Genomic DNA, 21,886 nt, shown 5'->3' with positions numbered 1-21,886 from the left:
GGACGGTAAAAAAGGTTATAGGAATGATAATGGAGGTGCCGCCTTTATGAAACCTTTACCGGCGTGTTCATCAAGGTAAACACTCGGAAAAACGGTCAGTTGTATAAAAATAAGCCAAACGCATCCCCTTATCGTCGAAAGCGAATACCGCTTCGCAGTGCAGAGTGCTACTTTAAAGAGAGAGTAAAACACGGATCACGACCTCTCTGCGCTGATAACAGAAAGGTTAAGGCATCCTTAAAATGAGATAATCTAAGTTTATGACGGATATCCAGCAGTATTCACTGCCTAGTAAGGCAGGCGATGTGCGGCAATTAGGTGAGCTAGTCGGCTCTGCCTTTGCTATTGAGGCGGCTCGCATTGCGGAACAGCATAATGGCTTGGTGGTACTGATCGCCAATGATATGCAAAACGCGTTACAACTGACCAGCGAAATAGGCCAGTTCACCTCATTAAGTGTAAACACCCTGCCTGATTGGGAAACGCTGCCTTACGATAGTTTCTCTCCACACCAAGACATTATTTCAAGCCGATTATCGATGCTCTATCAACTACCGTTGATGGAAAAAGGATTATTGATCCTACCGGTTAATACGCTGATGCAGCGAGTCTGTCCGCATAGTTTCCTGCATAGTCATGCTTTAGTGATGCAGCGTGGTGATAAACTCTCCCGCGATACCTTGATTCGCCAACTCGACCAAGCAGGTTATCGTCACGTTGAACAGGTAATGGTTCATGGAGAATATGCGACTCGTGGGGCCTTGCTTGATCTCTTCCCAATGGGCAGTGAAGCCCCCTATCGCCTAGATTTTCTCGATGATGAGATCGATAGCTTACGCTCGTTTGATGCTGATACCCAGCGTACACTGAACGAAGTGGATGGCATTAACCTTCTGCCTGCGCATGAGTTTCCGACGGACAAAGCGTCTATTGAGCGCTTTCGCACTCAGTGGCGTGAGCAATTTGATGTGCTTCGCGAATCAGAACATATCTACCAACAAGTCTCCCGTGGGACCTTGCCTGCAGGAATAGAGTATTGGCAACCGCTCTTTTTTGATGAACCGTTACCCTCACTATTGAGCTATTTCCCGAAACAAACGTTATTGGTGAATACCGGTGATTTAGCGGCTAGTAGTGAACGCTTCTGGCAGGATACGGCTAATCGTTACGAGAATCGCCGTGTTGACCCAATGCGCCCTTTGCTTGAACCGACCGCACTCTGGCTAGCGCCTGATAACCTCTATGGCGAGTTAAAACGCTGGCCGCGTATTCAGTTATTATCACAAGCCCTGCCCAAAAAAGCCGCGAACACTAACTTGGGCTATGAAGTGCTTCCTGCACTCCACCAACCTGATAATCAACAAAATCCTCTCGAACCGTTGCGCAAATTATTAGACGCGCACGCTGGCGAGCGCGTGGTTTTCTCGGTAGAAAGTCAGGGACGTCGCGAGCGGCTACAGGAGATGCTAGCACGTATTAAACTGCGCCCCACCCCCATTTCACAGTTCTCTGAAGCGCAGAAAGCGGGGACCTACCTTATGGTCGGCGCGGCTGAAAAAGGGTTTATCGCCCCACCGCAGCAACTGATTTTTATCTGTGAGAATGACCTACTAGGTGAACGTGTCGTGAGGCGTCGTCAGGATACACGCCGGGCAATAAACCCAGATGTACTGATCCGCAATTTAGCGGAATTGCATCCAGGCCAACCAGTTGTTCACCTCGACCACGGCGTTGGGCGTTACGTCGGTATGACAACTTTGGAGACCGGCGGCGTGACCGCTGAATATTTGGTACTGAACTATGCCAATGATGCAAAACTGTATATTCCTATTTCTTCGCTACATCTGATTAGTCGTTATGCGGGCGGGGCCGATGAAAATGCGCCGCTACATAAACTCGGTAGTGACGCATGGAACCGAGCGCGTCAGAAAGCCGCAGAGAAAGTACGTGATGTCGCGGCGGAGTTATTGGATATTTATGCGCAACGTGCGGCAAAAACCGGTTTTGCCTTTACGCAAAACCGTGAGCATTATCAGCAATTTTGTGAGTCCTTTCCTTACGACACCACCCCCGATCAGAAACAAGCTATCAGCGCAGTGATCAGCGATATGTGTCAGCCGCTGGCCATGGACCGCTTAGTTTGCGGCGATGTCGGTTTTGGTAAGACCGAGGTGGCGATGCGTGCGGCCTTCCTCGCCGTTGAAAATAATAAACAAGTGGCTGTCCTAGTCCCCACCACCTTATTGGCGCAACAGCACTACGACAATTTCCGCGACCGCTTTGCCAACTGGCCGGTACGGGTCGAGATGTTATCTCGCTTCCGAAGTGCGAAAGAGCAAGCTCAGGTATTACAAGAAGCCGCGGAAGGTAAGGTCGATATCCTAATCGGCACCCATAAATTATTAATGAGCGATTTGCAGTGGTCTGACCTTGGTCTTTTAATTGTCGATGAAGAACATCGGTTTGGTGTACGTCACAAAGAGCGTATCAAAGCGATGCGTGCGGACGTTGATATCCTGACCCTCACCGCTACCCCGATCCCACGGACCTTGAATATGGCAATGAGCGGAATGCGCGACCTCTCCATCATCGCCACACCACCAGCCCGACGCCTTGCGGTCAAAACCTTTGTCCGTGAGTATGATGCCTTAACGGTACGTGAAGCCATTTTGCGGGAAGTTCTGCGGGGTGGTCAGGTCTATTATCTTTATAATGATGTCGAAAATATCAATAAAGCGGCTGAGAAACTCGCTGAGTTAGTCCCGGAAGCGCGGATTGGTATTGGTCACGGGCAGATGCGTGAGCGTGAGCTAGAAAAAGTGATGAACGATTTCCATCATCAACGTTTTAACGTGTTGGTCTGTACCACCATTATTGAAACCGGTATCGATATCCCAACGGCGAATACCATTATCATCGAACGTGCTGACCATTTCGGGTTAGCACAGCTCCACCAATTACGAGGGCGTGTGGGACGTTCTCACCATCAAGCCTACGCGTGGTTACTCACCCCTCATCCTAAAGCGATGACTACCGACGCCCGTAAACGCTTAGAAGCTATCGCTTCACTAGAGGACTTAGGGGCTGGATTCGCTTTGGCTACCCATGATTTAGAGATCCGCGGTGCTGGTGAGTTACTCGGCGATGATCAGAGTGGGCAGATGGAAACACTCGGCTTTACGCTCTATATGGAGTTGTTAGAAAATGCCGTAGAGTCATTAAAAGCAGGGAAAGAACCCTCACTTGAAGACCTCTCGCAGCGTCATACCGATGTCGAATTGCGGATGCCGGCATTAATTCCTGATGACTTTATCTCGGATATCAATACCCGTCTCTCACTCTATAAACGTATTGCCAGCGCCAGTGAGTCGGCTGAACTGAACGATATTAAAGTCGAAATGATTGACCGCTTTGGGCTATTACCAGATCCAACGCGTAATCTTTTGATGCAGACTGAAATTCGATTGCAAGCTGAATCACTCGGTATTACGAAAATTGAGGCCGGAGAAAAAGGCGGTTATATTGAGTTTGCGGAACACAATAATGTGGATCCAGGTTGGTTGATTGGGTTACTGCAGCACGATCCGAAACAGTGGAAACTGGAAGGTCCGGTCAAACTGCGTTTTACGCGAGACTTAGCTGAACGTCAACTTCGAATTGATTGGTTGGTGGAGTTATTGGCGCAGATGGATAAACATCGGGTGAAGACTCAGTAAGCGCTTTTTCAGCCACCCTAGGGTGGCTGAATAAGTTTAGCTTTTCTTTACGATGGGTTCGCTCAGTTTTAGGTTTCCTTGGGCATCCAGCGGGATCACCGAGCCAGGTTTATGGTCCATCATAACCGTCCCTTGTTTATCTCCGACCTTATAGGTCACATTATAGCCATTAATACGTTTTTCCTGCGTGTACTGGGTCGAACAACGACGGTGAGAGGTTTGATAAGTATCACTGTTTTGTAAACTTTGCTGAGCTTGGTTACCTGCATAACCCCCAGCTAGCGCGCCGGCTACCGTCGCGATATCCCGTCCATGTCCCCCTCCAAACTGGTGGCCCAACACGCCGCCCGCTACAGCACCTAAAACCGAACCTGTAATACGGTTCTCATCTTGTACTGCTCGACGATGCACCACATTCACATTACGGCAGACCTCATGTGGCGTTTTGATTGTTTCGCTCTGCGGTTGTACCGCAATAACTTCCGCAAACTGCGGAGATTGTTGCGTGAAATGACTGCCTGCGACCGCGGCAACACCTAGCGCAGCTAATGCACCAATACCCACACCGGCAACTAATGATTTATTCATACTCTCTCCTGCAATTTATTCTGGTTTATGGATACAGGGTTAACGCTTTGCTTCTAAAACTCTGCGCCGAGTGTGCCAAACCAATGTAGTGTCAGCTATCGGAATTATGGAGAAAATTAGGATAAGACTCTGCCTAAAAGTGTGTTTCGCTATTTTATAGGTCACGCTGAGAAGGGGAATCGAGAAGGACGTAAAAAAAAGGCCGCTTACGCGGCCTCTACTTTTAGTGCAATTTTAATTTAGGTCGAATGACTTTATTAATACTGCCTGAGAGCATCATCAGTCCGGTACGGAAGTAGCCATGCAAGGCAACCTGGTGCATACGGTAAAGTGACAGATAGACTAAGCGAGCAATCCGCCCTTCAACCATCATCGAACCATGCATAAGATTACCCATCAAGCTCCCGACAGTACTGAAACGTGATAGCGAGACTAATGAACCATGGTCTTTATATTTGTAAGCCGTTAGGGGCTTACCTTTGCGTGCGGCAAGAATATTTTTTAATACTTGCGAAGCCATTTGGTGGGCGGATTGCGCACGTGGGGGTACGAAACCACCTTCTGGTAAGGCACAGCTTGCACAGTCACCAATCGCATAGATATTTTCATCGCGCGTGGTCTGTAACGTTGGTTGAACCACTAGCTGGTTAATACGGTTCGTTTCTAAGCCGGCGATCTCTTTCATAAAATCAGGCGCTTTAATCCCTGCTGCCCAGACCATTAAGTCTGCCGCAATGAAACTCCCATCTTTGGTATTCAAGCCATCCTGCTGTGCGCTGGTCACCATAGTACCGGTTTTGACTTGGACGCCTAATTTGGTTAATTCCTGATGCGCCGCCGCCGAGATACGCGTCGGTAAGGCAGGAAGAATACGCTCACCGGCTTCAACCAAGGTGACATTAAGCGCTTCGCGGCCTAAGGTTTTGTATCCATAACTATTGAGCTGCTTTACGGCATTATAGAGTTCAGCAGACAATTCTACCCCTGTCGCACCACCACCAACAATTGCGATATTCACCGGCTTATCGTTCTGTTGTGCGGACGAGTGTTTGAGGAATTGATTCAACATTTCATTACGGAAACGGTGCGCTTGCTGCGGGTTATCGAGATAAATACAGTGATCTTTGACACCCTGTGTACCGAAATCATTAGAGGTACTACCCAATGCCATTACCAAGGTATCATAACTAAGGTTACGCGCATCAACTAATACATTACCTTGAGCATCGTGGATAGGGGCCAATTCGAGTTGCTGAGTCTCACGGTCAATATTCACCAGACTCCCTAATTGGAACTGGAAATGGTGATGATAAGCATGCGCCATATAGCTTAACGCATCGATGCCTTCATCCATTGATCCGGTTGCGATTTCATGTAATAGCGGTTTCCATAGGTGTGTTGGGTTACGGTCAATCAGCGTAATCTCTGCATGGCCTTTACGTCCCAGTTTATTTCCTAGTTGGGTAGCAAGTTCCAAGCCCCCTGCACCGCCGCCTACTATTACAATTTTTTGTTTCGTCGTAGTCACATGACCCCCAAAGATTAACCTTCCCTAGTTAAATAAATGTTAAGAATAAACTTAATTAACATAGGGTTATAAAGTAAAATCGTTCACTGAATTCAGCATAGCATGCTCAGATTATTCAGCGTAATAAATTTGATATTAATCAAGTCGATTGGCACAGATGCATAAATTAAGTTGTTCGATAGGATAAAAAAATAGGGTGGGAGCCGGAAAATGGGGGCATGTCGCCCCCTGTTGACAATTACTTACCGAGGAGCTGCTGTTTTTCTTCTAACCAGCGTTGCTGGTAGGTCGCCAATTGTTGATGATTGGTTACCCAACGGCGATGTTGTTGTCGTGTTTTCCATTCAAAGCGCCCATGATGGTAGAGCTGCTCAAGGCCAGTAGCCTGTGAAATTGGAAGTTCATCTAAGATACTGATAACGCCAGGCCGGTGATTGCACACTAAAATCGCATCACATCCTGCATTAAGCGATTGTCTTGCCCGCTCTGGGTAGCTGCCCATCACTGCTGCCCCTTCCATATGCAAGTCGTCAGAAAAAATCACCCCTTTAAAGCCCAATTCTTCTCGTAGGACCTCCTTCAACCAGTAGGGTGAGCCGCTCGCAGGACGATCATCAATGGTAGGATAAATAACATGGGCAGGCATCATCGCATCAAGCTGATGCTGTTCGATAAAATGACGGAAAATCGCCATATCGTTCTGCCGAATTTCACTGGCTTCACGGAGATCGATGGGTGTTTCTTTATGAGAATCCGCGACAACTGCACCATGACCTGGGAAATGTTTACCTGTCGTTTTCATTCCAGCGCTGTGCATTCCCTCCATGAAAGCTGCCGCCACAGGTAATACTTTTTCTTGTTGGTCGCTAAAGGCTCGATCCCCAATCGCTAGGCTAATATGGCCAAGATCCAATACCGGTGCAAAGCTTAAATCAATATCCATCGCCGTCATTTCACTGGCCATCTGCCAGCCTGTCTCACGAGCCACGTGGAGCGCCTCATCCACAGTGGCACTCAGCGCAAGAAATGATTGCATAGCCGGTAACTGAGTAAATCCGTCACGAAAACGTTGAACTCGTCCCCCTTCTTGATCCACTGCTACCACCAGGCGAGTGTGTGAGGCTTCACGGATCTGTTGAACCAGATGCGCCAGTTGTTCAGGATCGTGGTAATTGCGGGAAAACAGAATTACACCGCCGGTTAATGGGTGTTGCAGTAATTCGCGTTCTTCGGCGTCGAGCTCATACTGCTCAATATCTAACATTAGCGGGCCTGGGGTACTAGTCATGTCATGTCCTAACGTGCTCAATATTAATGTAAAAGGTATCGCCAGCTCTCTGCTGCTTGCTCGCTCATCGCGGCACTTTGCGTTTGTTCAAATCTTAATTGGAACCAGCTAGCTTGTAGCAGTAACAACCAAGGCTGCCAACGTTTAACTTGTAAACGCAAGCGCTCGATATCCAGTGTAAACAGCTGTGCATAGGCACTTACCCATGCCTCGGCGCGAGGAGCCTCTTGTAAGCACAAGGTAGCAAGCTCCAGCGCGATATCGCCATCTGCACTGTACTCCCAATCAATTAGCCTCAACCCTTGCTCACTTTGGATGATATTACCAGGATGAAGGTCCATATGGAGGGGGACTAATCGTAAGGGCCGTGGTTCTCCCAGCCGTTGTAGCCGTTTTAGCTCACGCAGCCACTTAGGATGACGCTGCTGGCAGAGTTGCCAATAGCGCGTCAACAGGGTGACTAAAGGTAGACGGTAACCTAATAAAGGATGCTGGTGTAATTGCTTAAGCAATAGCAGTAGCTCACCATTTTCTGCGGAAAATACATTGGCCGCGAGGGGGCTACCCTCTATCCATTCGACAGTAAGACAGCCCATGTCATAGTGTTTAGGTTTTACCGCAACATGACTGTATCGGAGTTTACGTAACAGACGGAACTCGCGTTGACGATCCACAAAAGGAAGAGGCTTAACCGGTGTGAAACGATAGATTTCACTGTCTGCTTGCGGGTTTTGCCAGCTATTGCCAGAAAGACCTGGCAATAGCGTTAATGCGGCATTAGTAACTGGCTTTACCACTGCCTGTCCAGATAATTTCACCAGTGTTGACAAGCATTAACTGCATTTGTACTCGGGCTGCTTTCACATCACCACGGGTGGTCGTGTACAGGACGTATTGCGCGTTAAGATTACGCGCAAGGCCAATCGCTTTACCTCGAGAGTTCAAGCTATCATTAGGTGAAATCCCTAAGGTTTTCTTCGCTTGCGCCAACTGCTCAGCAGTGACTAAGCTAAAAGACGACCCAGATAAAGCTTGGTTTAACGCACTATTGGCGTTGTCAGTTTGAATCGAACCATTGGTACTATTTTTAATACGGTCAACTAACAAGACGCTGCCTGAAGCAATACCTTTCGTACTCACCATTTTACTGACTAAGGGTTGTACTGTAGCAGGCCAGTCAATGGTCGTTAGCTTTGGGGCTTCCGGCACAGGTTGAGGTTGGTTCACTGGAGGGGGATTCTGTACCGGTGGTGTTTTTTGTCCAGGCTGAGTGGTTAGCGGTGGCTGAGCTGAGCCATTACCTTGTTCCACCGGGGCCGGTTTTTGCGATTGATTGATGACACAACCACTGAGTAAACAAGCGAAAAGTAACGAACTGCTATATTTTAAGTATTTCGTCATGGTAATGCCCTCAGAGAGAAATATAGATACGAACCTGACGAGCATTCACGCTGCCAGAAGAAGAAAGTAACTCGGTCGAACTGTGCGCAGGAATACGCATAAACTGCTGTTTCGCATCGTGTGGAATATCCAAACCTTGATCATCGTACCAAAAATAGTGGTAATGGATGGTGACAGGAACGTCACGATCATTATAGACACGTGTGGTCGCCGCTGGCGCTTGATCGCCATTTATCACGGGTGCGTCGGCAGTAATCCCGGCAGAAAGCACTTCAGCCCCCATTACCAGCGGCTGCGAAATAGTGATGGCAGGCGGTTTACTGCTACACCCTACTGCACCGACAATAGAAAGGATTAACACACTTAAAAAGCGCATAGTTCGGCTCCGATTCATTAGCGTGTCAGCATCGGTCCAAGGGGTTTTCCACCTACCAGATGCATATGAATATGATAGACCTCTTGGCCGCCATGTTGATTACAATTGATAATCAAGCGGTAACCGTCTTGTGCAATGCCCTCTTCCTTGGCTAGCTTTGCCGCCACCGTCATCATGCGTCCTAATGCAAGCTCATGTTCCGCCTTGACATCGTTAACGGTAGGAATAAGGATATTCGGGATAATGAGAATGTGGCTAGGGGCTTGCGGTGAGATATCACGGAATGCTGTCACTAACTCGTCTTGGTATAATTTTTTTGCGGGAATTTCGTCACGAATAATTTTACTGAAAATCGTCTCTTCTGCCATGGTCAATCATTCCTTTAGGTCATCTCGCCGCAACGCGGCGAGTTAGCTTACGAAAGCGTTAAGCGCTCTGGGGCAATATTAAATAATTTAGCAAAGTTTTCCGTAGTTTGCTCAGCGACTTGCTCGATAGTGAGGCCTTTTACTACCGCCAAATACTCCGCTACATCACGGGTATAGGCTGGCTGGTTGGCTTTACCCCGATAAGGAACTGGCGCTAAGTAAGGAGAATCAGTCTCTACCAAGATTCTGTCCATCGGCACATAACGCGCAGCTTCGCGAATTTGTTCAGCGTTCTTGAAGGTTAAAATACCCGAAAAAGAGATATACATCCCCAAATCTAACAGTCTTTTTGCCGTATCACGATCTTCTGTAAAACAGTGCAGCACGCCACCACAGCGGTCGACATGATTTTCGGCCAGTAAACGAATCGTATCTTCATGCGCATCGCGGGTGTGCACGATTACTGGCTTATTAAGTTGACACGCCACATGAAGATGATCACGAAACGCTTGTTGCTGAATTGCCCACAAATCAGGCGTCTTATGGTAAAAATAATCCAGCCCAGTCTCCCCTAACGCCACGACTTTTGGATCGCTTGCTAAGGCATGAAGTCGCTCGATATTCCAGTCGTCATCAAGGTTAAGAGGATGTACACCGCAAGACAGGGCGACTTGTGGAAAATCGATCGTAAGCTGTTGTAAAGCAGGAAAGGCGCTTAATGTGGTGGAGACCGCCAACATAAAACGTACATCACGGGCTTGAGCTTTATCGATAACTTCAGCCAAGTTCTGGTGTTCTTTTTCATAATCTAAGCCATCAACATGGCAGTGCGAATCCACTAAAAACATAAATTTTCTCTATCACTCATTGGGAAGTCGTTAACAGGGTTTCCCACGTTAATAACAGGTCGCTAATCACTAATTCGGTATTCACCTGCGGTGTCTGTGTCAGTAATGCATGGCAGTCGCGACACCGCGCAATAACCTGTTGCAACCGCTGCTCGCCTAGGAGCGTGCACAAGTAGCGGCTTGTCTCCTCACTGTCGACATGGGTTAACCACGTTTGGCCACCACGCTGTAATTTTAGCGCATCTAACAAAAAAGCCATCAGCCAATAGATTTTTTCGCCACTGGGTTCATCCATCAAAATGGGGAGTAAGTGCATTGGCTGTTGAGGTAAAGCACTACGTATCCCTTCGGCTATTTGCTGGCGCTTTTGCCAGTGCGGGGCATTAATTAGCGTAAGCGCTTGCGCCGGCGCCCCACCACTTAAGCGTAACGCTGTTAATAGCGTTGGCTCAGGCAATTGGCTTTCACGTGCCAACCAAGCCAATCCTTGTGGCTCTTGCGGTACCGCGATGTTGGTTACCACACAGCGACTACGTAGCGTTGCAGGTAAATGGCTTAATTGTGGCGTAGTGAATAAAAACCAACAGTTTGCTGGTGGCTCTTCGACGGTTTTAAGTAAAGCGTTAACCGCCGATTCGGTTAACCGCTGCGCACCATCAATCCAAACCACCCGTGCCCCACCTTGCTGCGGTGAATGCCACACTTTCTCGCAGGTATCGCGGATCACATCAATACCAATCTGTTGTTTCCCTTTTTCAGCTGAGAGGGGGTACCAGTCGGGATGATTATCCGCCAACATAAGCTGGCAACCATGGCATTGGCCACAGGCTTTATGTCCTTGGGGACTTTCACACAATAACCAACGCGCAACGCCCCACACCAAGGCCTCCGCTCCCATGCCTTGATGAGCATGCACTATTTGAGCGGGATGAGCTTGTTGCGCCTGATGCTGTTCGATTAACCGCTTATAATAAGGCGTTAACCACGGAAACCATTGCATTACTGCTGTTCCTTAAGCCAGCGGCGGACAGTTTCTTGTACCGCTTGCTGCACTTGCGGCTGAGGCTGAGTCGCATCGATAGTGAAAATACGGTTATCGCTCGCCGCAAGCGCTTTATATCGCTGATGGGCACGATGAAAAAAGGCTAAAGACTCCTGCTCGATCCGATCCAACTGTCCCCGCGCACGGGCACGAGACAGGCCGATTTCCGGTGTGACATCCAAATATAAGGTCATATCCGGTGAGAAGTCTCCCAAGACTGATTGTTTGATAGTCTGCATCATCGCTGTATCAAGCCCTCGCCCTCCGCCTTGATAGGCTTGTGAGGAGAGATCATGCCGATCCCCTACCACCCAAGCCCCTCGCGCTAACGCAGGTTTTATTACCGTTTCTACCAACTGGACTCGTGCGGCATAGAGCAAGAGTAATTCAGCATTGGCTGTAATATTTTCCCCCTCGATCCCCTCTTTCACAATCTGCCGTAAGGCTTCAGCTAAAGGAGTACCGCCGGGTTCGCGGGTAAAAACGATATCGGTAATACCTTGCGCGTTTAACTCGCTAACGACTTTGTCACGAACTGTGGTTTTACCTGCGCCTTCCAGCCCTTCAATGACAATGAATTTACTTTTCACCGGTTTTACGCTCATTTTCAACTTTGCGCCACGCTTTGACGGCTTGATTATGGTTGGCTAACGTCGAGGTAAAAGTGTGTCCCCCCTGGCCGTTCGCCACAAAATAGAGTAGATCACTCTTCTCAGGATGAGCGGCCGCTTCCAGTGATGCACGACTCGGGATGGCAATCGGTCCGGGTGGTAACCCTGGGATCACATAAGTGTTGTAGGCAGTCGGTTTTTCGAGGTCGCTACGCGTTAAAACACCGGTATAAGCACTGCCTAGGCCATAGATAACCGTTGGGTCGGTTTGGAGCTTCATCCCTTTACGCAGGCGATTCACAAATACTGAGGCGACTTTACCGCGTTCCGCAGGAACGGCTGTCTCTTTTTCGATAATTGAAGCCATGGTGACTAGTTGATTGAGATCTTGGTAGGGCAAATTAGCCTCACGTTGCTCCCATACCGACTGTTGAAGCTGCACCATCCGCTGACGAGCTTGCTTTAATAGGCTGATATCAGTACGTTTCGCCGTATAATAGTAAGTGTCAGGATAAAAACCTCCCTCTAATTGGGACGGCTGCATATCCAGAGCCTTAGCGACAGTTGATAATTGGTCATCGGTAAGTTGATGGTTGATATAAGGGGCGTTTCTTAGTGTCTTAAGCCACTCTTCAATACGTTGTCCTTCAACAAAACGCATAGGAAATTGGGCTTCTTTCCCACTCGCGAGCAAGGCCAATAACTGACGAACCGTCATTCCTGGTGTTAAACGGTACGTCCCGGCTTTAAATTTTGCGAGTTGCGGTTCGACTTTCAATAACCAACCAAACCATGGACCTCGCGGCACGATATGTTGTGATTCGAGCTGCTGCTCTAGTACCACACGTCCCGATCCAGCAGGTAAGGTATAAATCGTCTCTTGTTGAATTAATAACGGATGTGCAGCAAAACGCTTAACTTGCCAAAGACCCGCTATCACCAAAATCGCACATAGAATCACTAAGCCCAAAAGGCCCTTACTTTTTTTCTGCATAACTTAACTCGCAGTAAATCCTAATTTAATCAGTGTTGCCATCGCCTCACCGGGTTGATAGTGCCATTGATCAATACCAATGACCGGGATCACTGGCATCAATGCATTACAAACAATGACTTCATCTGCCCCTTCTAGCTCAGCGGGAGCTTGGGTAACCTGGCTGCAATGGTACCCTTCTGCCTGCAAGGCTTCAATCACTAAGCCTTTCATTATTCCTTCAACACCACTATGGGTCAGCGCAGGCGTAAAGCACTGCTTACCCTTTCGCCAAAGGATGTTGGCTGCGCAACATTCTACTACATGACCTGTTGAGTCAAGGACTAGGGCTTCCTGAGCCCCTTCACTCTCAAGGTGGTGCTTGATTAAGACTTGCTCTAGGCGATTAAGATGTTTAATCCCTGCCAAATAGGGGTTCATCCCTAAAGGGATGGGGCTAGTCATTAAGGTTATCCCTTGCTGTTGCCACGTAGCATAATGCGCTGGATAAGGGGCTAAAGATAGAATACGTTGGGTTTGCTTACAGCCTAGGGTACTGTATCCTCTACCGCCAGTTCCTCGGGTTAATATAATCTTAATAACCCCTAATTCACTCTGCTGAGCAAGCGTATTTATTTCTTGTTCTAACTCAGACCACGCATCAAAGACAATACCCAGCCGTTGACTATCTCTTGCTAAACGCGCTAAGTGTTGGGGTAAATGACGCACTTTCCCCGCGATAACCTGTGCCGTAGTGAAACACCCATCACCGAATTGTAAGCCACGATCGAGACTAGAGAGTTGGGATGTCATCACGCCATTAATCAATTGCATACAATTAGCCCTAGCGTTGGCAAAAAAAAAGCCCGTTAAACGGGCTTTTTGATAGATTCAGTCATTAAATCTTACGGAAGATCAACGAGCCATTCGTCCCACCAAACCCAAATGAGTTACAGAGTGAGTACTCTAGGCCAGAAACCTGACGTGCAGTGTGCGGAACGAAATCAAGATCACAGCCGACATCTGGGTTATCCAGATTTAAGGTTGGCGGAATAGCTTGATCACGTAAAGCCAGAATAGAGTAAATCGATTCTACGGCGCCCGCTGCACCCAGCAGATGTCCAGTCATCGATTTCGTCGAGCTGACCAACACCTTAGTTTGTTGACCAAACACTGATTTAACGGCTTGGCACTCGGCTAAGTCACCCGCTGGGGTTGAAGTACCATGTGCGTTAACATAGCCAATCTGATCAGCATTAAGTTGTGCATCGTTTAATGCATTACGCATTGCTTGCGCTGCCCCTTCACCATTTTCGGGTGGGGAAGTCATATGGTAAGCATCACTGCTCATCCCAAAACCGACTAATTCTGCATAAATTTTTGCGCCACGGGCTTTCGCATGTTCATACTCTTCAAGGACTAGTACACCAGCACCATCTCCAAGCACGAATCCATCGCGATCTTTATCCCAAGGACGACTTGCTGCCTGAGGGTTGTCGTTATGCGTCGAGAGTGCACGAGCCGCACCAAAACCGCCAACACCAAGAGGAGTACTGCCCTTCTCTGCCCCACCGGCTAACATTACGTCAGCATCGTTATAAGCAATCATACGTGCCGCATGACCAATATTATGAACACCTGAAGTACAGGCCGTTGCGATACAGATGCTTGGGCCTTTCAGGCCGTACATAATGGTCAAGTGTCCCGCTACCATATTAACGATAGTACTAGGGACGAAAAATGGACTGATTTTACGCGGTCCACCTTTGGTCAAGGCTGCATGGTTTTCTTCAATTAAGCCAAGTCCGCCGATCCCTGAACCAATCGCCGCACCAATACGGTGAGCATTTTGTTCAGTAACGGTAATTCCAGAGTCTTGCAATGCTTGAACACCCGCCACAATACCGTATTGGATAAATAAATCCATTTTACGTTGTTCTTTACGCGAGATGATCTCATCACAATTAAAATCTTTTACTGTTCCAGCAAAACGTGTTGCATAAGAACTAGTATCAAAATGGTCAATCAGGTTGATGCCGCTCTGACCGGCTAGGAGAGAATTCCAGGTAGACTCTACTGTATTGCCGACAGGAGACAACATGCCAAGACCGGTCACAACTACACGACGCTTAGACACGTTCGTCCTCCAGGGAGGGGAATAATTATTCTTCGTGGGACGGAATAAATTTCAGGCGGTCGAATGACCGCCTGAAGGTGTTCATTAGCCCTGATGGCTATTGATGTAGTCGATCGCTGCCTGTACGGTAGTGATTTTCTCAGCTTCTTCGTCTGGAATCTCAGTATCAAACTCTTCTTCCAGAGCCATTACCAGCTCAACGGTGTCAAGAGAATCAGCACCCAGGTCTTCTACGAAAGAAGCAGAGTTGATCACTTCATCTTCTTTAACACCCAGCTGCTCAGCAATGATTTTCTTAACGCGTTGTTCGATATCGCTCATACTATTTAATTTCCTATCAAAACTCGCTAATGCGACGGTTTTCGTAGTGTATAAAATGTTTAAAAAGATGCAACTAATTCCCTGCTTTTCTGACAACAAATTAGTATTTTTTGTACAATAAATCGCAAAAATAATAATTTGAAGCAGATCAGACCATGTACATCCCACCATTGACGTGCAAAGTTTCACCAGTGATGTAACTTGCTTCGTCAGAGGCTAAGAAGGCCACAGCGTTAGCAATTTCCTGAGGCTCCCCTAAACGGGCAGCAGGAACTTCTGCCAAAATACCAGATCGTTGCTCTTCATTCAGTGCTCGCGTCATGTCGGTTTCGATGAAACCAGGAGCCACAACGTTTACAGTAATACCACGTGACGCAACTTCTCGCGCCAGTGATTTGCTAAAGCCAATTAAACCCGCCTTTGCAGCAGCGTAGTTTGCTTGGCCCGCATTACCCATTGTTCCGACAACCGAACCAATGGTAATGATTCTTCCCATGCGCTTTTTCATCATGGCACGTAATACGGCCTTAGATAGTCTAAAAACAGAAGTGAGGTTCGTGTCAAGGATATCCTGCCACTCATCATCCTTCATACGCATTAATAGGTTATCACGAGTTACCCCTGCATTATTAACTAAAATGTCAATTTCGCCAAATTCTGCACGGATTTGCTGTAATACAGCATCGATAGAGGCTGCATCAGTAACGTTGAGAACCAATCCTTTGCCGTTAGCCCCAAGGTAGGCACTGATCGCTTCAGCACCATTGTCGCTGGTCGCAGTCCCGATAACTGTAGCGCCACCGGCGACTAATTTTTCAGCAATAGAGCGACCAATTCCACGACTAGCACCCGTAACGAGCGCGATCTTACCATTGAAGTTCATGTTTTTCCTCTTATTCTTTAATCAATGCTGCACTGAATGCAGCTGGATCGTTAATCGCTGACGCCGTTAACGTATCAACAATTCTTTTTGTCAGGCCAGTTAGAACCTTACCAGGCCCAACTTCGATTAACTGAGTCTCACCTTGCGCGGCAATAACCTGGACACTTTCCGTCCAACGTACTGGGCTGTAAAGCTGGCGGACTAACGCTTCACGAATTGCTTCTGAATCCGTCTCGCATTTTACATCAACATTGTTGACGACAGAAATTGTAGGTTGATTGAAAGTGATCTCACGCAAGGCAACGGCTAATTTATCCGCAGCTGGCTTCATTAACGCACAGTGTGACGGAACGCTGACAGGGAGAGGCAAGGCTCTTTTGGCACCGGCCGCTTTACAGGCCGCACCAGCACGTTCAACCGCTTCTTTGTTACCAGCAATCACTACTTGCCCTGGCGAGTTGAAGTTTACTGGGGAGACAACTTGTCCTTGAGCGCTCTCTTCGCACGCTAGGCGAATGGCTTCATCATCAAGACCAATAATAGCTTGCATTGCACCCGTCCCTTCCGGGACTGCTTCTTGCATCAATTTTCCACGCAGTTCAACTAAACGGATTGCGTCAGCAAAACCGATAACACCCGCGCACACTAATGCTGAGTATTCCCCTAAGCTATGTCCTGCCATTAGCGCAGGCTTTGCGCCACCTTGTTGCTCCCACAGACGGAATAATGCCACAGAGGCCGCGAGTAACGCTGGCTGTGTTTGCCACGTTTTATTCAGCTCTTCGGCTGGGCCTTGTTGAACCAGCTGCCATAGGTCATAACCTAAGGCCTCTGATGCTTCAGCGTAAGTCGATTCGATGATCGCATGTTCAGCCGCTAATTCCGCCAACATTCCTACCGTCTGAGAACCTTGTCCGGGAAACACAAAAGCAAAGTGAGTCATAAAAGATACCTGTCTATCAAAAACGAACGAGGGCTGAGCCCCAAGTAAAACCACCACCAAAGGCTTCTAATAAAATTAGTTGCCCTCGTTGAATTCGGCCATCTCGCACGGCTTCATCGAGCGCGGTCGGCACAGAAGCGGCTGACGTATTACCGTGACGGTCAAGGGTAACAACGACTTTATCCATCCCCATGTGTAACTTTTTGGCCGTCGCACTGATAATACGGAGATTGGCTTGATGGGGAACTAACCAGTCAAGCTCTGAACGATCAATACCGTTCGCCTCTAAGGTTTCTTCGACAATATGAGCGAGTTCCGTCACCGCGACTTTGAACACTTCATTCCCGGCCATCGTTAAATAAGCAGGCTGTTCTTGATGATCGCGATCTTGATAACCTAATGTCAGTAATTTCCCAAAACTTCCATCGGCATGCAGATGGGTTGAGATAATTCCCGCCGTCTCACTTTGCCCAAGCAATACTGCCCCAGCACCATCACCAAACAGAATCACCGTGCCGCGATCAGTCGGATCAAGGGTACGCGTAAGGGCGTCAGCCCCAATCACCAACGCATGCTTTACGGCACCATTCTTGATGTATTGGTCAGCAACGCTAAGTGCATAGGTGAATCCTGCGCAGGCCGCGGCTAAATCGAATGCAGGGCAATCTTTGATACCCAGCTGCTGTTGTATCATGCAGGCAGAACTTGGAAAGGCATGGCTCGAAGAGGTCGTCGCAACGATAATCAATCCAATATCATTCTTATCAATGCCCGCCATCTCTATGGCTTTTTGCGCAGCATGAAAGCCCATAGTGGCTACATTTTCGTCGGGACCCGCAACACGACGCTCACGGATACCGGTACGAGTGACAATCCATTCATCGGTTGTCTCTACCATTTGTTCTAAATCTGCATTGGTGCGGATTTGTTCAGGTAGATAACTACCCGTACCCATAATTTTGCTAAACATTTATGTTTTGTCACTCCTGGCTACTACAGCGGCTAATTGGCGAGCAACTCGCTGAGGAACTTGCCGCTGCACTGTCAATATTGACTGTTCAATTGCCGCTAAAAAAGCTTGCTGATTCGCTGCCCCATGGCTCTTGATGACCACGCCCGACAACCCTAATAAAAATGCACCATTATACTTATCTGGATCAATCTTACTGGTATTTGGTGAAAGCAGTGTTCTGATAAGCCGCCGCCAGATTGACTGACCACGCCCTGCACGTTGAAGAAAATATCTTACTGCCCCTTCTAACGTCTTCAATGCCACATTGCCGCTGAACCCATCACAGACCAAGACATCAGCTTGTCCTGTTAGTATTTCACTTCCTTCTAAGAAGCCAGTATAACGGATCAGGCTCTGTTGCCGTAATAATTTCGCGGCTTGCCGGATAGATTCTTTCCCTTTGCTCTCTTCTTGACCAACATTCAGTAATGCGACCTGTGGTTCTGTAATGGCTAACAGTTGCTGTGCGACTACCGTTCCCATTAAGGCAAACTGCACCAACATTTCGCTATCAGCCTCAAGATTCGCGCCCACATCAAGTACCACAGTGTGTCCTGACCGCGCATTAGGTAGTAATGTCATTAACGCTGGACGACGAATCTGCGGCAAAGGTTTAAGAAGTAATAATGCAAGCCCCATCAATGCACCGGTATCTCCTGCACTGAGACAAGCTTGGGCTGTCTGATCTTTGACTAATTCAAGCGCGAGTCGCATCGAACTATTTTTACTTTGGCGGATAGCCGATGAGGGTTTTACATCACTGGTGATAACAGACTCTGCCTCAATACAGTGTAGGCGTTGTTTAACAGAGGAATCCGCTGTAATCAGTAATGGCTCTAAGGTTTCGGGAAGTCCGACAAGATAGATTTCTAAGGAGGGATATATGCCCAGTGCCTGCAAAACTGCAGGCACTGTCACGTGGGGACCGAAATCCCCGCCCATGGCGTCAACGGCCAGGGTCACACGTGTCAAAGTAATACCTAGCTTCGCGGCCAGAATTACTTAGCAATTACCTTGCGACCACGGTAGTAACCGTCAGCAGTCACATGGTGACGCAGATGCGTTTCGCCAGAAACTTTATCTACGGACAGAGCAGACGTAGTCAGTGCATCGTGTGAACGGCGCATGCCACGCTTGGAACGGGTTGGTTTATTCTGTTGTACGGCCATGGACCTTACTCCTATTACTTACGCTTTAAACTTGCTAATACGGCAAATGGATTTGGTTTTTCTGCCTCAGCGGGCAAATCGCCAAATACCATGTCCGCGTCGGACACTTCACAGTGTTCAGAATCATGTACCGGAACGACAGGCAATGCGAGGATAAGTTCATCTTCGATCACCGCAAGCAAATTGACTTCGCCAAACTCATCGACTTCAACGGGCTCATAACCTTCTGGTAACGCTTCCGCCTGCTCATCATTGCGAACAGGGCTGAAGAGGTATTTTACGTGGACAGGATGGGTGAACGTGTCATTACAACGCTGGCAGCATAACGTTACCGTTACGTCAGCGCTGCCCTCAAGGACGGCTAGGCGCTGGCTATCAATGCCGAAAGACATCGTACAAGATACATCGGTGTCCACACTCACCACTGAATCGGCTAACCGTTGTAACGCATCCGCGACATAGACTCCCTGATAATCAAGGCGCTTTTGTGCAGTACGTTGCAGATCCAGAGTGAGAGGTAATTTTACTATTTGCATAGGGCGCGCATATTAACTTTGTAATGATAAAGAGTCAAAGAAAAAGGCCATTGACCCGCATCTTTAACCGAGAAATTCGCAACCAGTGCGGCAGATAGTTTAAGATGTGTTGACCTAATTCGCTATAGATTATGAAAAAAATATGCCATATAACCTAGTACTCGCCTCATCATCCCCTTTTCGCCAGGCCGTTTTAGATAAGCTAGGCCTACCCTTTTTCTCTGCCGCGCCTAATATCGATGAGTCTAGCGTCTTTGGCGAAACGATTGAAGAACAAGTTTTGCGTTTAGCGCGTGAAAAGGCTTCCGCACTCATTGACGATTACCCAGACAGCATCATCATTGGTTGTGACCAGTTGGGGAGTTTAGACGAGCGAGTACTGGGCAAGCCCCACACACCTGAGCAAGCCTTCACGCAATTGCGGGCTTCGTCAGGGCAATGTGTCACCTTCCATACCGGATTAGCTGTGTATGACGGCGTTAGCAACCAGTGGCACCAGCGCCTAGAGATTTACCAAGTCTTCTTCAGAGAGCTCACTGATGATGAAATCTGGGGCTATATCCATAAAGAACAACCTTTACAGTGTGCAGGAAGTTTCAAATCGGAAGGCTTAGGTATCACCCTATTTGAAAAAATGGCCGGAAATGACCCGAATACCCTAGTTGGCTTACCACTGATCGCCCTCTCGAGTATTCTCAGAAAACTAGGCATTAATCCTTTGGCGGATTAATGCCTAAGAGTTTAGGCGTTTTTCTTTTGACGTAACAGGTTCAAGCAATGCTTAAGCCCTGAATCTAACGGGGCTTCAACTCTTAAGGTTGCACCGGTTGCAGGATGGGTAAAGGTCAGTGCCGCAGCATGCAAGAAAAGACGTGAGAGCCCTGTGCTTGCTAATTGCTGATCAAAACTGGCGACACCATATCGGTCATCAAACGCTATCGGGTGTCCCGCATGCAGTGTGTGTACTCGGATTTGGTGAGTACGACCGGTTACCGGACTTGCTTTGACTAAAGTGGCAAAACCAAAGCGTTCTTCAACCTTAAATCTGGTTTCAGATGGCTTACCTTCGGTACTGACTTTCACGACACGTTCACCACTTTGCAAAATATTTTTCAACAAAGGGGCTTTCACGGATTTAAGGTGTGACGGCCATTCTCCCCGTACTAAAGCCAAATAATCCTTTTGCATAGTCTTATCGCGAAGCTGTTCATGTAAAGCACGTAACGCCGACCGTTTTTTGGCAACCAGCAATATCCCCGAGGTATCCCTGTCTAAACGATGGACCAGTTCAAGGAAACGTGCATCGGGCCGCAAGGCTCGTAATCCCTCAATAACCCCGAAGCTTAGGCCACTCCCCCCGTGTACCGCGGTACCCGATGGCTTGTTTAACACTAAAATAGCGTCATCTTCGTACAGAATCGCATTGTCTAACTGTGCGACACGCTCAAGCTTAGGTGACACTTCCGGCGCGTCACTCTTCGAGGTACGAATTGGGGGGATACGCAGTTCGTCACCGTCGATAAGTTTATATTCAGGTTTGACTCTTTTTTTGTTTACTCGAACCTCACCTTTACGCAAGATTCGATAAATCATGCTCTTCGGAACCCCCTTCAAAAAGGTCCGCAAAAAGTTATCAATTCGCTGTCCGTCGTGCTCCGACGTGATGGCAATCAGCTGTACGCCATTATGTTCTGTTTTCATGCGGATAAGTGTAAAGAGACTCAAGAGTAATCGCTACTCTTTTATTGAGCTTAGGCATGGGAATGCAGTGTATTATGCTCTCTTTTTAACCAGCGAAATTTAGCTTTTACGATTAAATCGCTTAAATAATAAATAAAGTGATCAACAACGTGAAAGTCACCTTGCTATATGAAGGGGAGCAATGGAATAATGCTGGGGCTGAACGATTGCAGAACTTTGCATCGTAAAGCGACTTAGTTGAATTTTTATCTGAAGAGACAACACGCTGCAATGGCATAAGACGTTTAGTGGATTCAGATAGTTAGCGGGCTGCGGACTGCAGCCTGAACGAGATGGGATATTGCCCTCTGCCCTTATTTTGGGAAGAGATGATCTCTACGGAATTGTGAAGCTGATTAGTAACACTTCCCCGACGTTATGCGCTTCTTAAGCGATCGACAGCCGT

The 21,886-nt window shown here is 47.9% G+C and carries 23 protein-coding genes; 2 read left to right on the top strand and 21 right to left on the bottom strand.

All coding sequences use genetic code 11. The features are described from left to right. Positions 1-260: 260 nt before the first annotated feature. Complete coding sequence (mfd, locus tag QJR74_RS06385) at positions 261-3,716, top strand: transcription-repair coupling factor (RefSeq protein ID WP_304373711.1); 3,456 nt, start codon at positions 261-263, stop codon at positions 3,714-3,716. Between the two features lie 36 nt (positions 3,717-3,752). Here mfd and QJR74_RS06380 read toward each other — a convergent pair whose 3' ends face one another. From QJR74_RS06380 to yceD, 20 genes are all read right to left on the bottom strand, one after another. Beyond that, positions 3,753-4,304: a glycine zipper 2TM domain-containing protein gene (locus QJR74_RS06380; RefSeq protein WP_304373710.1), complete on the bottom strand. Its 552-nt coding sequence runs from the start codon at positions 4,302-4,304 to the stop codon at positions 3,753-3,755. 223 nt (positions 4,305-4,527) lie between these two features. Beyond that, positions 4,528-5,832: an NAD(P)/FAD-dependent oxidoreductase gene (locus QJR74_RS06375; RefSeq protein ID WP_304373709.1), complete on the bottom strand. Its 1,305-nt coding sequence runs from the start codon at positions 5,830-5,832 to the stop codon at positions 4,528-4,530. A gap of 238 nt (positions 5,833-6,070) precedes the next feature. Beyond that, positions 6,071-7,096, bottom strand: coding sequence for a beta-N-acetylhexosaminidase (gene nagZ / locus QJR74_RS06370; RefSeq protein WP_441007650.1), 1,026 nt, complete (start codon positions 7,094-7,096; stop codon positions 6,071-6,073). 47 nt (positions 7,097-7,143) lie between these two features. Continuing rightward, positions 7,144-7,917, bottom strand: a complete 774-nt coding sequence (gene thiK, locus QJR74_RS06365; RefSeq protein WP_304373707.1) for a thiamine kinase — start codon at positions 7,915-7,917, stop codon at positions 7,144-7,146. Further along, the gene (lpoB, locus tag QJR74_RS06360) at positions 7,898-8,521 is read right to left on the bottom strand and encodes a penicillin-binding protein activator LpoB (protein ID WP_304373706.1); all 624 of its coding nucleotides are present in this window, start codon (positions 8,519-8,521) and stop codon (positions 7,898-7,900) included. Before lpoB ends, thiK begins: the two co-directional genes overlap by 20 nt. 10 nt (positions 8,522-8,531) lie before the next feature. Continuing rightward, positions 8,532-8,897, bottom strand: coding sequence for a YcfL family protein (locus QJR74_RS06355; RefSeq protein WP_304373705.1), 366 nt, complete (start codon positions 8,895-8,897; stop codon positions 8,532-8,534). A 17-nt stretch (positions 8,898-8,914) separates the two neighbouring features. Then, positions 8,915-9,265 (bottom strand): purine nucleoside phosphoramidase, encoded by a 351-nt coding sequence (hinT, locus tag QJR74_RS06350; RefSeq protein ID WP_304373704.1) that lies wholly within the window; start codon positions 9,263-9,265, stop codon positions 8,915-8,917. A gap of 47 nt (positions 9,266-9,312) precedes the next feature. Continuing rightward, positions 9,313-10,113 carry a YchF/TatD family DNA exonuclease gene (locus QJR74_RS06345; protein WP_304373703.1) on the bottom strand — a complete coding sequence of 267 codons (801 nt, stop codon included), beginning with the start codon at positions 10,111-10,113 and terminating at the stop codon, positions 9,313-9,315. A 16-nt stretch (positions 10,114-10,129) separates the two neighbouring features. Then, a complete protein-coding gene (locus tag QJR74_RS06340; protein WP_304373702.1) occupies positions 10,130-11,113 on the bottom strand; it encodes a DNA polymerase III subunit delta' C-terminal domain-containing protein in 984 nt (327 codons plus the stop codon). Next, a complete protein-coding gene (gene tmk / locus QJR74_RS06335) occupies positions 11,113-11,745 on the bottom strand; it encodes a dTMP kinase (protein WP_304373980.1) in 633 nt (210 codons plus the stop codon). The genes QJR74_RS06340 and tmk overlap by 1 nt, the downstream gene beginning before the upstream one ends. After that, a complete protein-coding gene (gene mltG, locus QJR74_RS06330; RefSeq protein ID WP_304373701.1) occupies positions 11,735-12,760 on the bottom strand; it encodes an endolytic transglycosylase MltG in 1,026 nt (341 codons plus the stop codon). The genes tmk and mltG overlap by 11 nt, the downstream gene beginning before the upstream one ends. A gap of 3 nt (positions 12,761-12,763) precedes the next feature. Next, the gene (gene pabC, locus QJR74_RS06325; RefSeq protein ID WP_304373700.1) at positions 12,764-13,573 is read right to left on the bottom strand and encodes an aminodeoxychorismate lyase; all 810 of its coding nucleotides are present in this window, start codon (positions 13,571-13,573) and stop codon (positions 12,764-12,766) included. A 64-nt stretch (positions 13,574-13,637) separates the two neighbouring features. Then, positions 13,638-14,876 carry a beta-ketoacyl-ACP synthase II gene (gene fabF, locus QJR74_RS06320; RefSeq protein WP_304373699.1) on the bottom strand — a complete coding sequence of 413 codons (1,239 nt, stop codon included), beginning with the start codon at positions 14,874-14,876 and terminating at the stop codon, positions 13,638-13,640. Between the two features lie 84 nt (positions 14,877-14,960). Further along, positions 14,961-15,197 carry an acyl carrier protein gene (acpP, locus tag QJR74_RS06315; protein WP_028685983.1) on the bottom strand — a complete coding sequence of 79 codons (237 nt, stop codon included), beginning with the start codon at positions 15,195-15,197 and terminating at the stop codon, positions 14,961-14,963. A 148-nt stretch (positions 15,198-15,345) separates the two neighbouring features. Then, positions 15,346-16,080: a 3-oxoacyl-ACP reductase FabG gene (fabG, locus tag QJR74_RS06310; RefSeq protein WP_304373698.1), complete on the bottom strand. Its 735-nt coding sequence runs from the start codon at positions 16,078-16,080 to the stop codon at positions 15,346-15,348. Between the two features lie 10 nt (positions 16,081-16,090). Beyond that, positions 16,091-17,023: an ACP S-malonyltransferase gene (gene fabD, locus QJR74_RS06305; protein ID WP_304373697.1), complete on the bottom strand. Its 933-nt coding sequence runs from the start codon at positions 17,021-17,023 to the stop codon at positions 16,091-16,093. Between the two features lie 16 nt (positions 17,024-17,039). Beyond that, positions 17,040-17,993, bottom strand: a complete 954-nt coding sequence (locus tag QJR74_RS06300; protein ID WP_304373696.1) for a beta-ketoacyl-ACP synthase III — start codon at positions 17,991-17,993, stop codon at positions 17,040-17,042. After that, positions 17,994-19,007: a phosphate acyltransferase PlsX gene (plsX, locus tag QJR74_RS06295; RefSeq protein WP_304373695.1), complete on the bottom strand. Its 1,014-nt coding sequence runs from the start codon at positions 19,005-19,007 to the stop codon at positions 17,994-17,996. It abuts the gene before it with no gap. A 26-nt stretch (positions 19,008-19,033) separates the two neighbouring features. Further along, positions 19,034-19,204: a 50S ribosomal protein L32 gene (gene rpmF, locus QJR74_RS06290; protein ID WP_048911991.1), complete on the bottom strand. Its 171-nt coding sequence runs from the start codon at positions 19,202-19,204 to the stop codon at positions 19,034-19,036. Positions 19,205-19,218: 14 nt separating this feature from the next. Then, positions 19,219-19,740, bottom strand: a complete 522-nt coding sequence (gene yceD / locus QJR74_RS06285; RefSeq protein WP_304373694.1) for a 23S rRNA accumulation protein YceD — start codon at positions 19,738-19,740, stop codon at positions 19,219-19,221. A gap of 142 nt (positions 19,741-19,882) precedes the next feature. Between yceD and QJR74_RS06280 the strand changes: the two genes are divergently transcribed. After that, positions 19,883-20,470 carry a Maf family protein gene (locus tag QJR74_RS06280; protein WP_304373693.1) on the top strand — a complete coding sequence of 196 codons (588 nt, stop codon included), beginning with the start codon at positions 19,883-19,885 and terminating at the stop codon, positions 20,468-20,470. A gap of 11 nt (positions 20,471-20,481) precedes the next feature. On the opposite strand, the gene rluC is transcribed toward QJR74_RS06280, so the two are convergent. Continuing rightward, the gene (gene rluC / locus QJR74_RS06275) at positions 20,482-21,441 is read right to left on the bottom strand and encodes a 23S rRNA pseudouridine(955/2504/2580) synthase RluC (RefSeq protein WP_304373692.1); all 960 of its coding nucleotides are present in this window, start codon (positions 21,439-21,441) and stop codon (positions 20,482-20,484) included. Positions 21,442-21,886 lie beyond the last annotated feature (445 nt).

Source organism: Tatumella ptyseos (assembly GCF_030552895.1).
GTDB classification, from domain to species: Bacteria; Pseudomonadota; Gammaproteobacteria; order Enterobacterales; family Enterobacteriaceae; genus Rosenbergiella; species Rosenbergiella ptyseos_A.
This window is presented reverse-complemented; position numbering and strand designations above follow the sequence as displayed.

Excerpts from the sequence above, each read along its gene's own strand:
- mfd (WP_304373711.1), top strand. The coding sequence starts at position 261 with ATGACGGATATCCAGCAGTATTCACTGCCTAGTAAGGCAGGCGATGTG.
- QJR74_RS06380 (WP_304373710.1), bottom strand. The coding sequence starts at position 4,304 with ATGAATAAATCATTAGTTGCCGGTGTGGGTATTGGTGCATTAGCTGCG.
- nagZ (WP_441007650.1), bottom strand. The coding sequence starts at position 7,096 with ATGTTAGATATTGAGCAGTATGAGCTCGACGCCGAAGAACGCGAATTA.
- lpoB (WP_304373706.1), bottom strand. The coding sequence starts at position 8,521 with ATGACGAAATACTTAAAATATAGCAGTTCGTTACTTTTCGCTTGTTTA.
- QJR74_RS06355 (WP_304373705.1), bottom strand. The coding sequence starts at position 8,897 with ATGCGCTTTTTAAGTGTGTTAATCCTTTCTATTGTCGGTGCAGTAGGG.
- hinT (WP_304373704.1), bottom strand. The coding sequence starts at position 9,265 with ATGGCAGAAGAGACGATTTTCAGTAAAATTATTCGTGACGAAATTCCC.
- QJR74_RS06345 (WP_304373703.1), bottom strand. The coding sequence starts at position 10,113 with ATGTTTTTAGTGGATTCGCACTGCCATGTTGATGGCTTAGATTATGAA.
- QJR74_RS06340 (WP_304373702.1), bottom strand. The coding sequence starts at position 11,113 with ATGCAATGGTTTCCGTGGTTAACGCCTTATTATAAGCGGTTAATCGAA.
- mltG (WP_304373701.1), bottom strand. The coding sequence starts at position 12,760 with ATGCAGAAAAAAAGTAAGGGCCTTTTGGGCTTAGTGATTCTATGTGCG.
- pabC (WP_304373700.1), bottom strand. The coding sequence starts at position 13,573 with ATGCAATTGATTAATGGCGTGATGACATCCCAACTCTCTAGTCTCGAT.
- acpP (WP_028685983.1), bottom strand. The coding sequence starts at position 15,197 with ATGAGCGATATCGAACAACGCGTTAAGAAAATCATTGCTGAGCAGCTG.
- fabG (WP_304373698.1), bottom strand. The coding sequence starts at position 16,080 with ATGAACTTCAATGGTAAGATCGCGCTCGTTACGGGTGCTAGTCGTGGA.
- fabD (WP_304373697.1), bottom strand. The coding sequence starts at position 17,023 with ATGACTCACTTTGCTTTTGTGTTTCCCGGACAAGGTTCTCAGACGGTA.
- QJR74_RS06300 (WP_304373696.1), bottom strand. The coding sequence starts at position 17,993 with ATGTTTAGCAAAATTATGGGTACGGGTAGTTATCTACCTGAACAAATC.
- rpmF (WP_048911991.1), bottom strand. The coding sequence starts at position 19,204 with ATGGCCGTACAACAGAATAAACCAACCCGTTCCAAGCGTGGCATGCGC.
- yceD (WP_304373694.1), bottom strand. The coding sequence starts at position 19,740 with ATGCAAATAGTAAAATTACCTCTCACTCTGGATCTGCAACGTACTGCA.
- QJR74_RS06280 (WP_304373693.1), top strand. The coding sequence starts at position 19,883 with ATGCCATATAACCTAGTACTCGCCTCATCATCCCCTTTTCGCCAGGCC.
- rluC (WP_304373692.1), bottom strand. The coding sequence starts at position 21,441 with ATGAAAACAGAACATAATGGCGTACAGCTGATTGCCATCACGTCGGAG.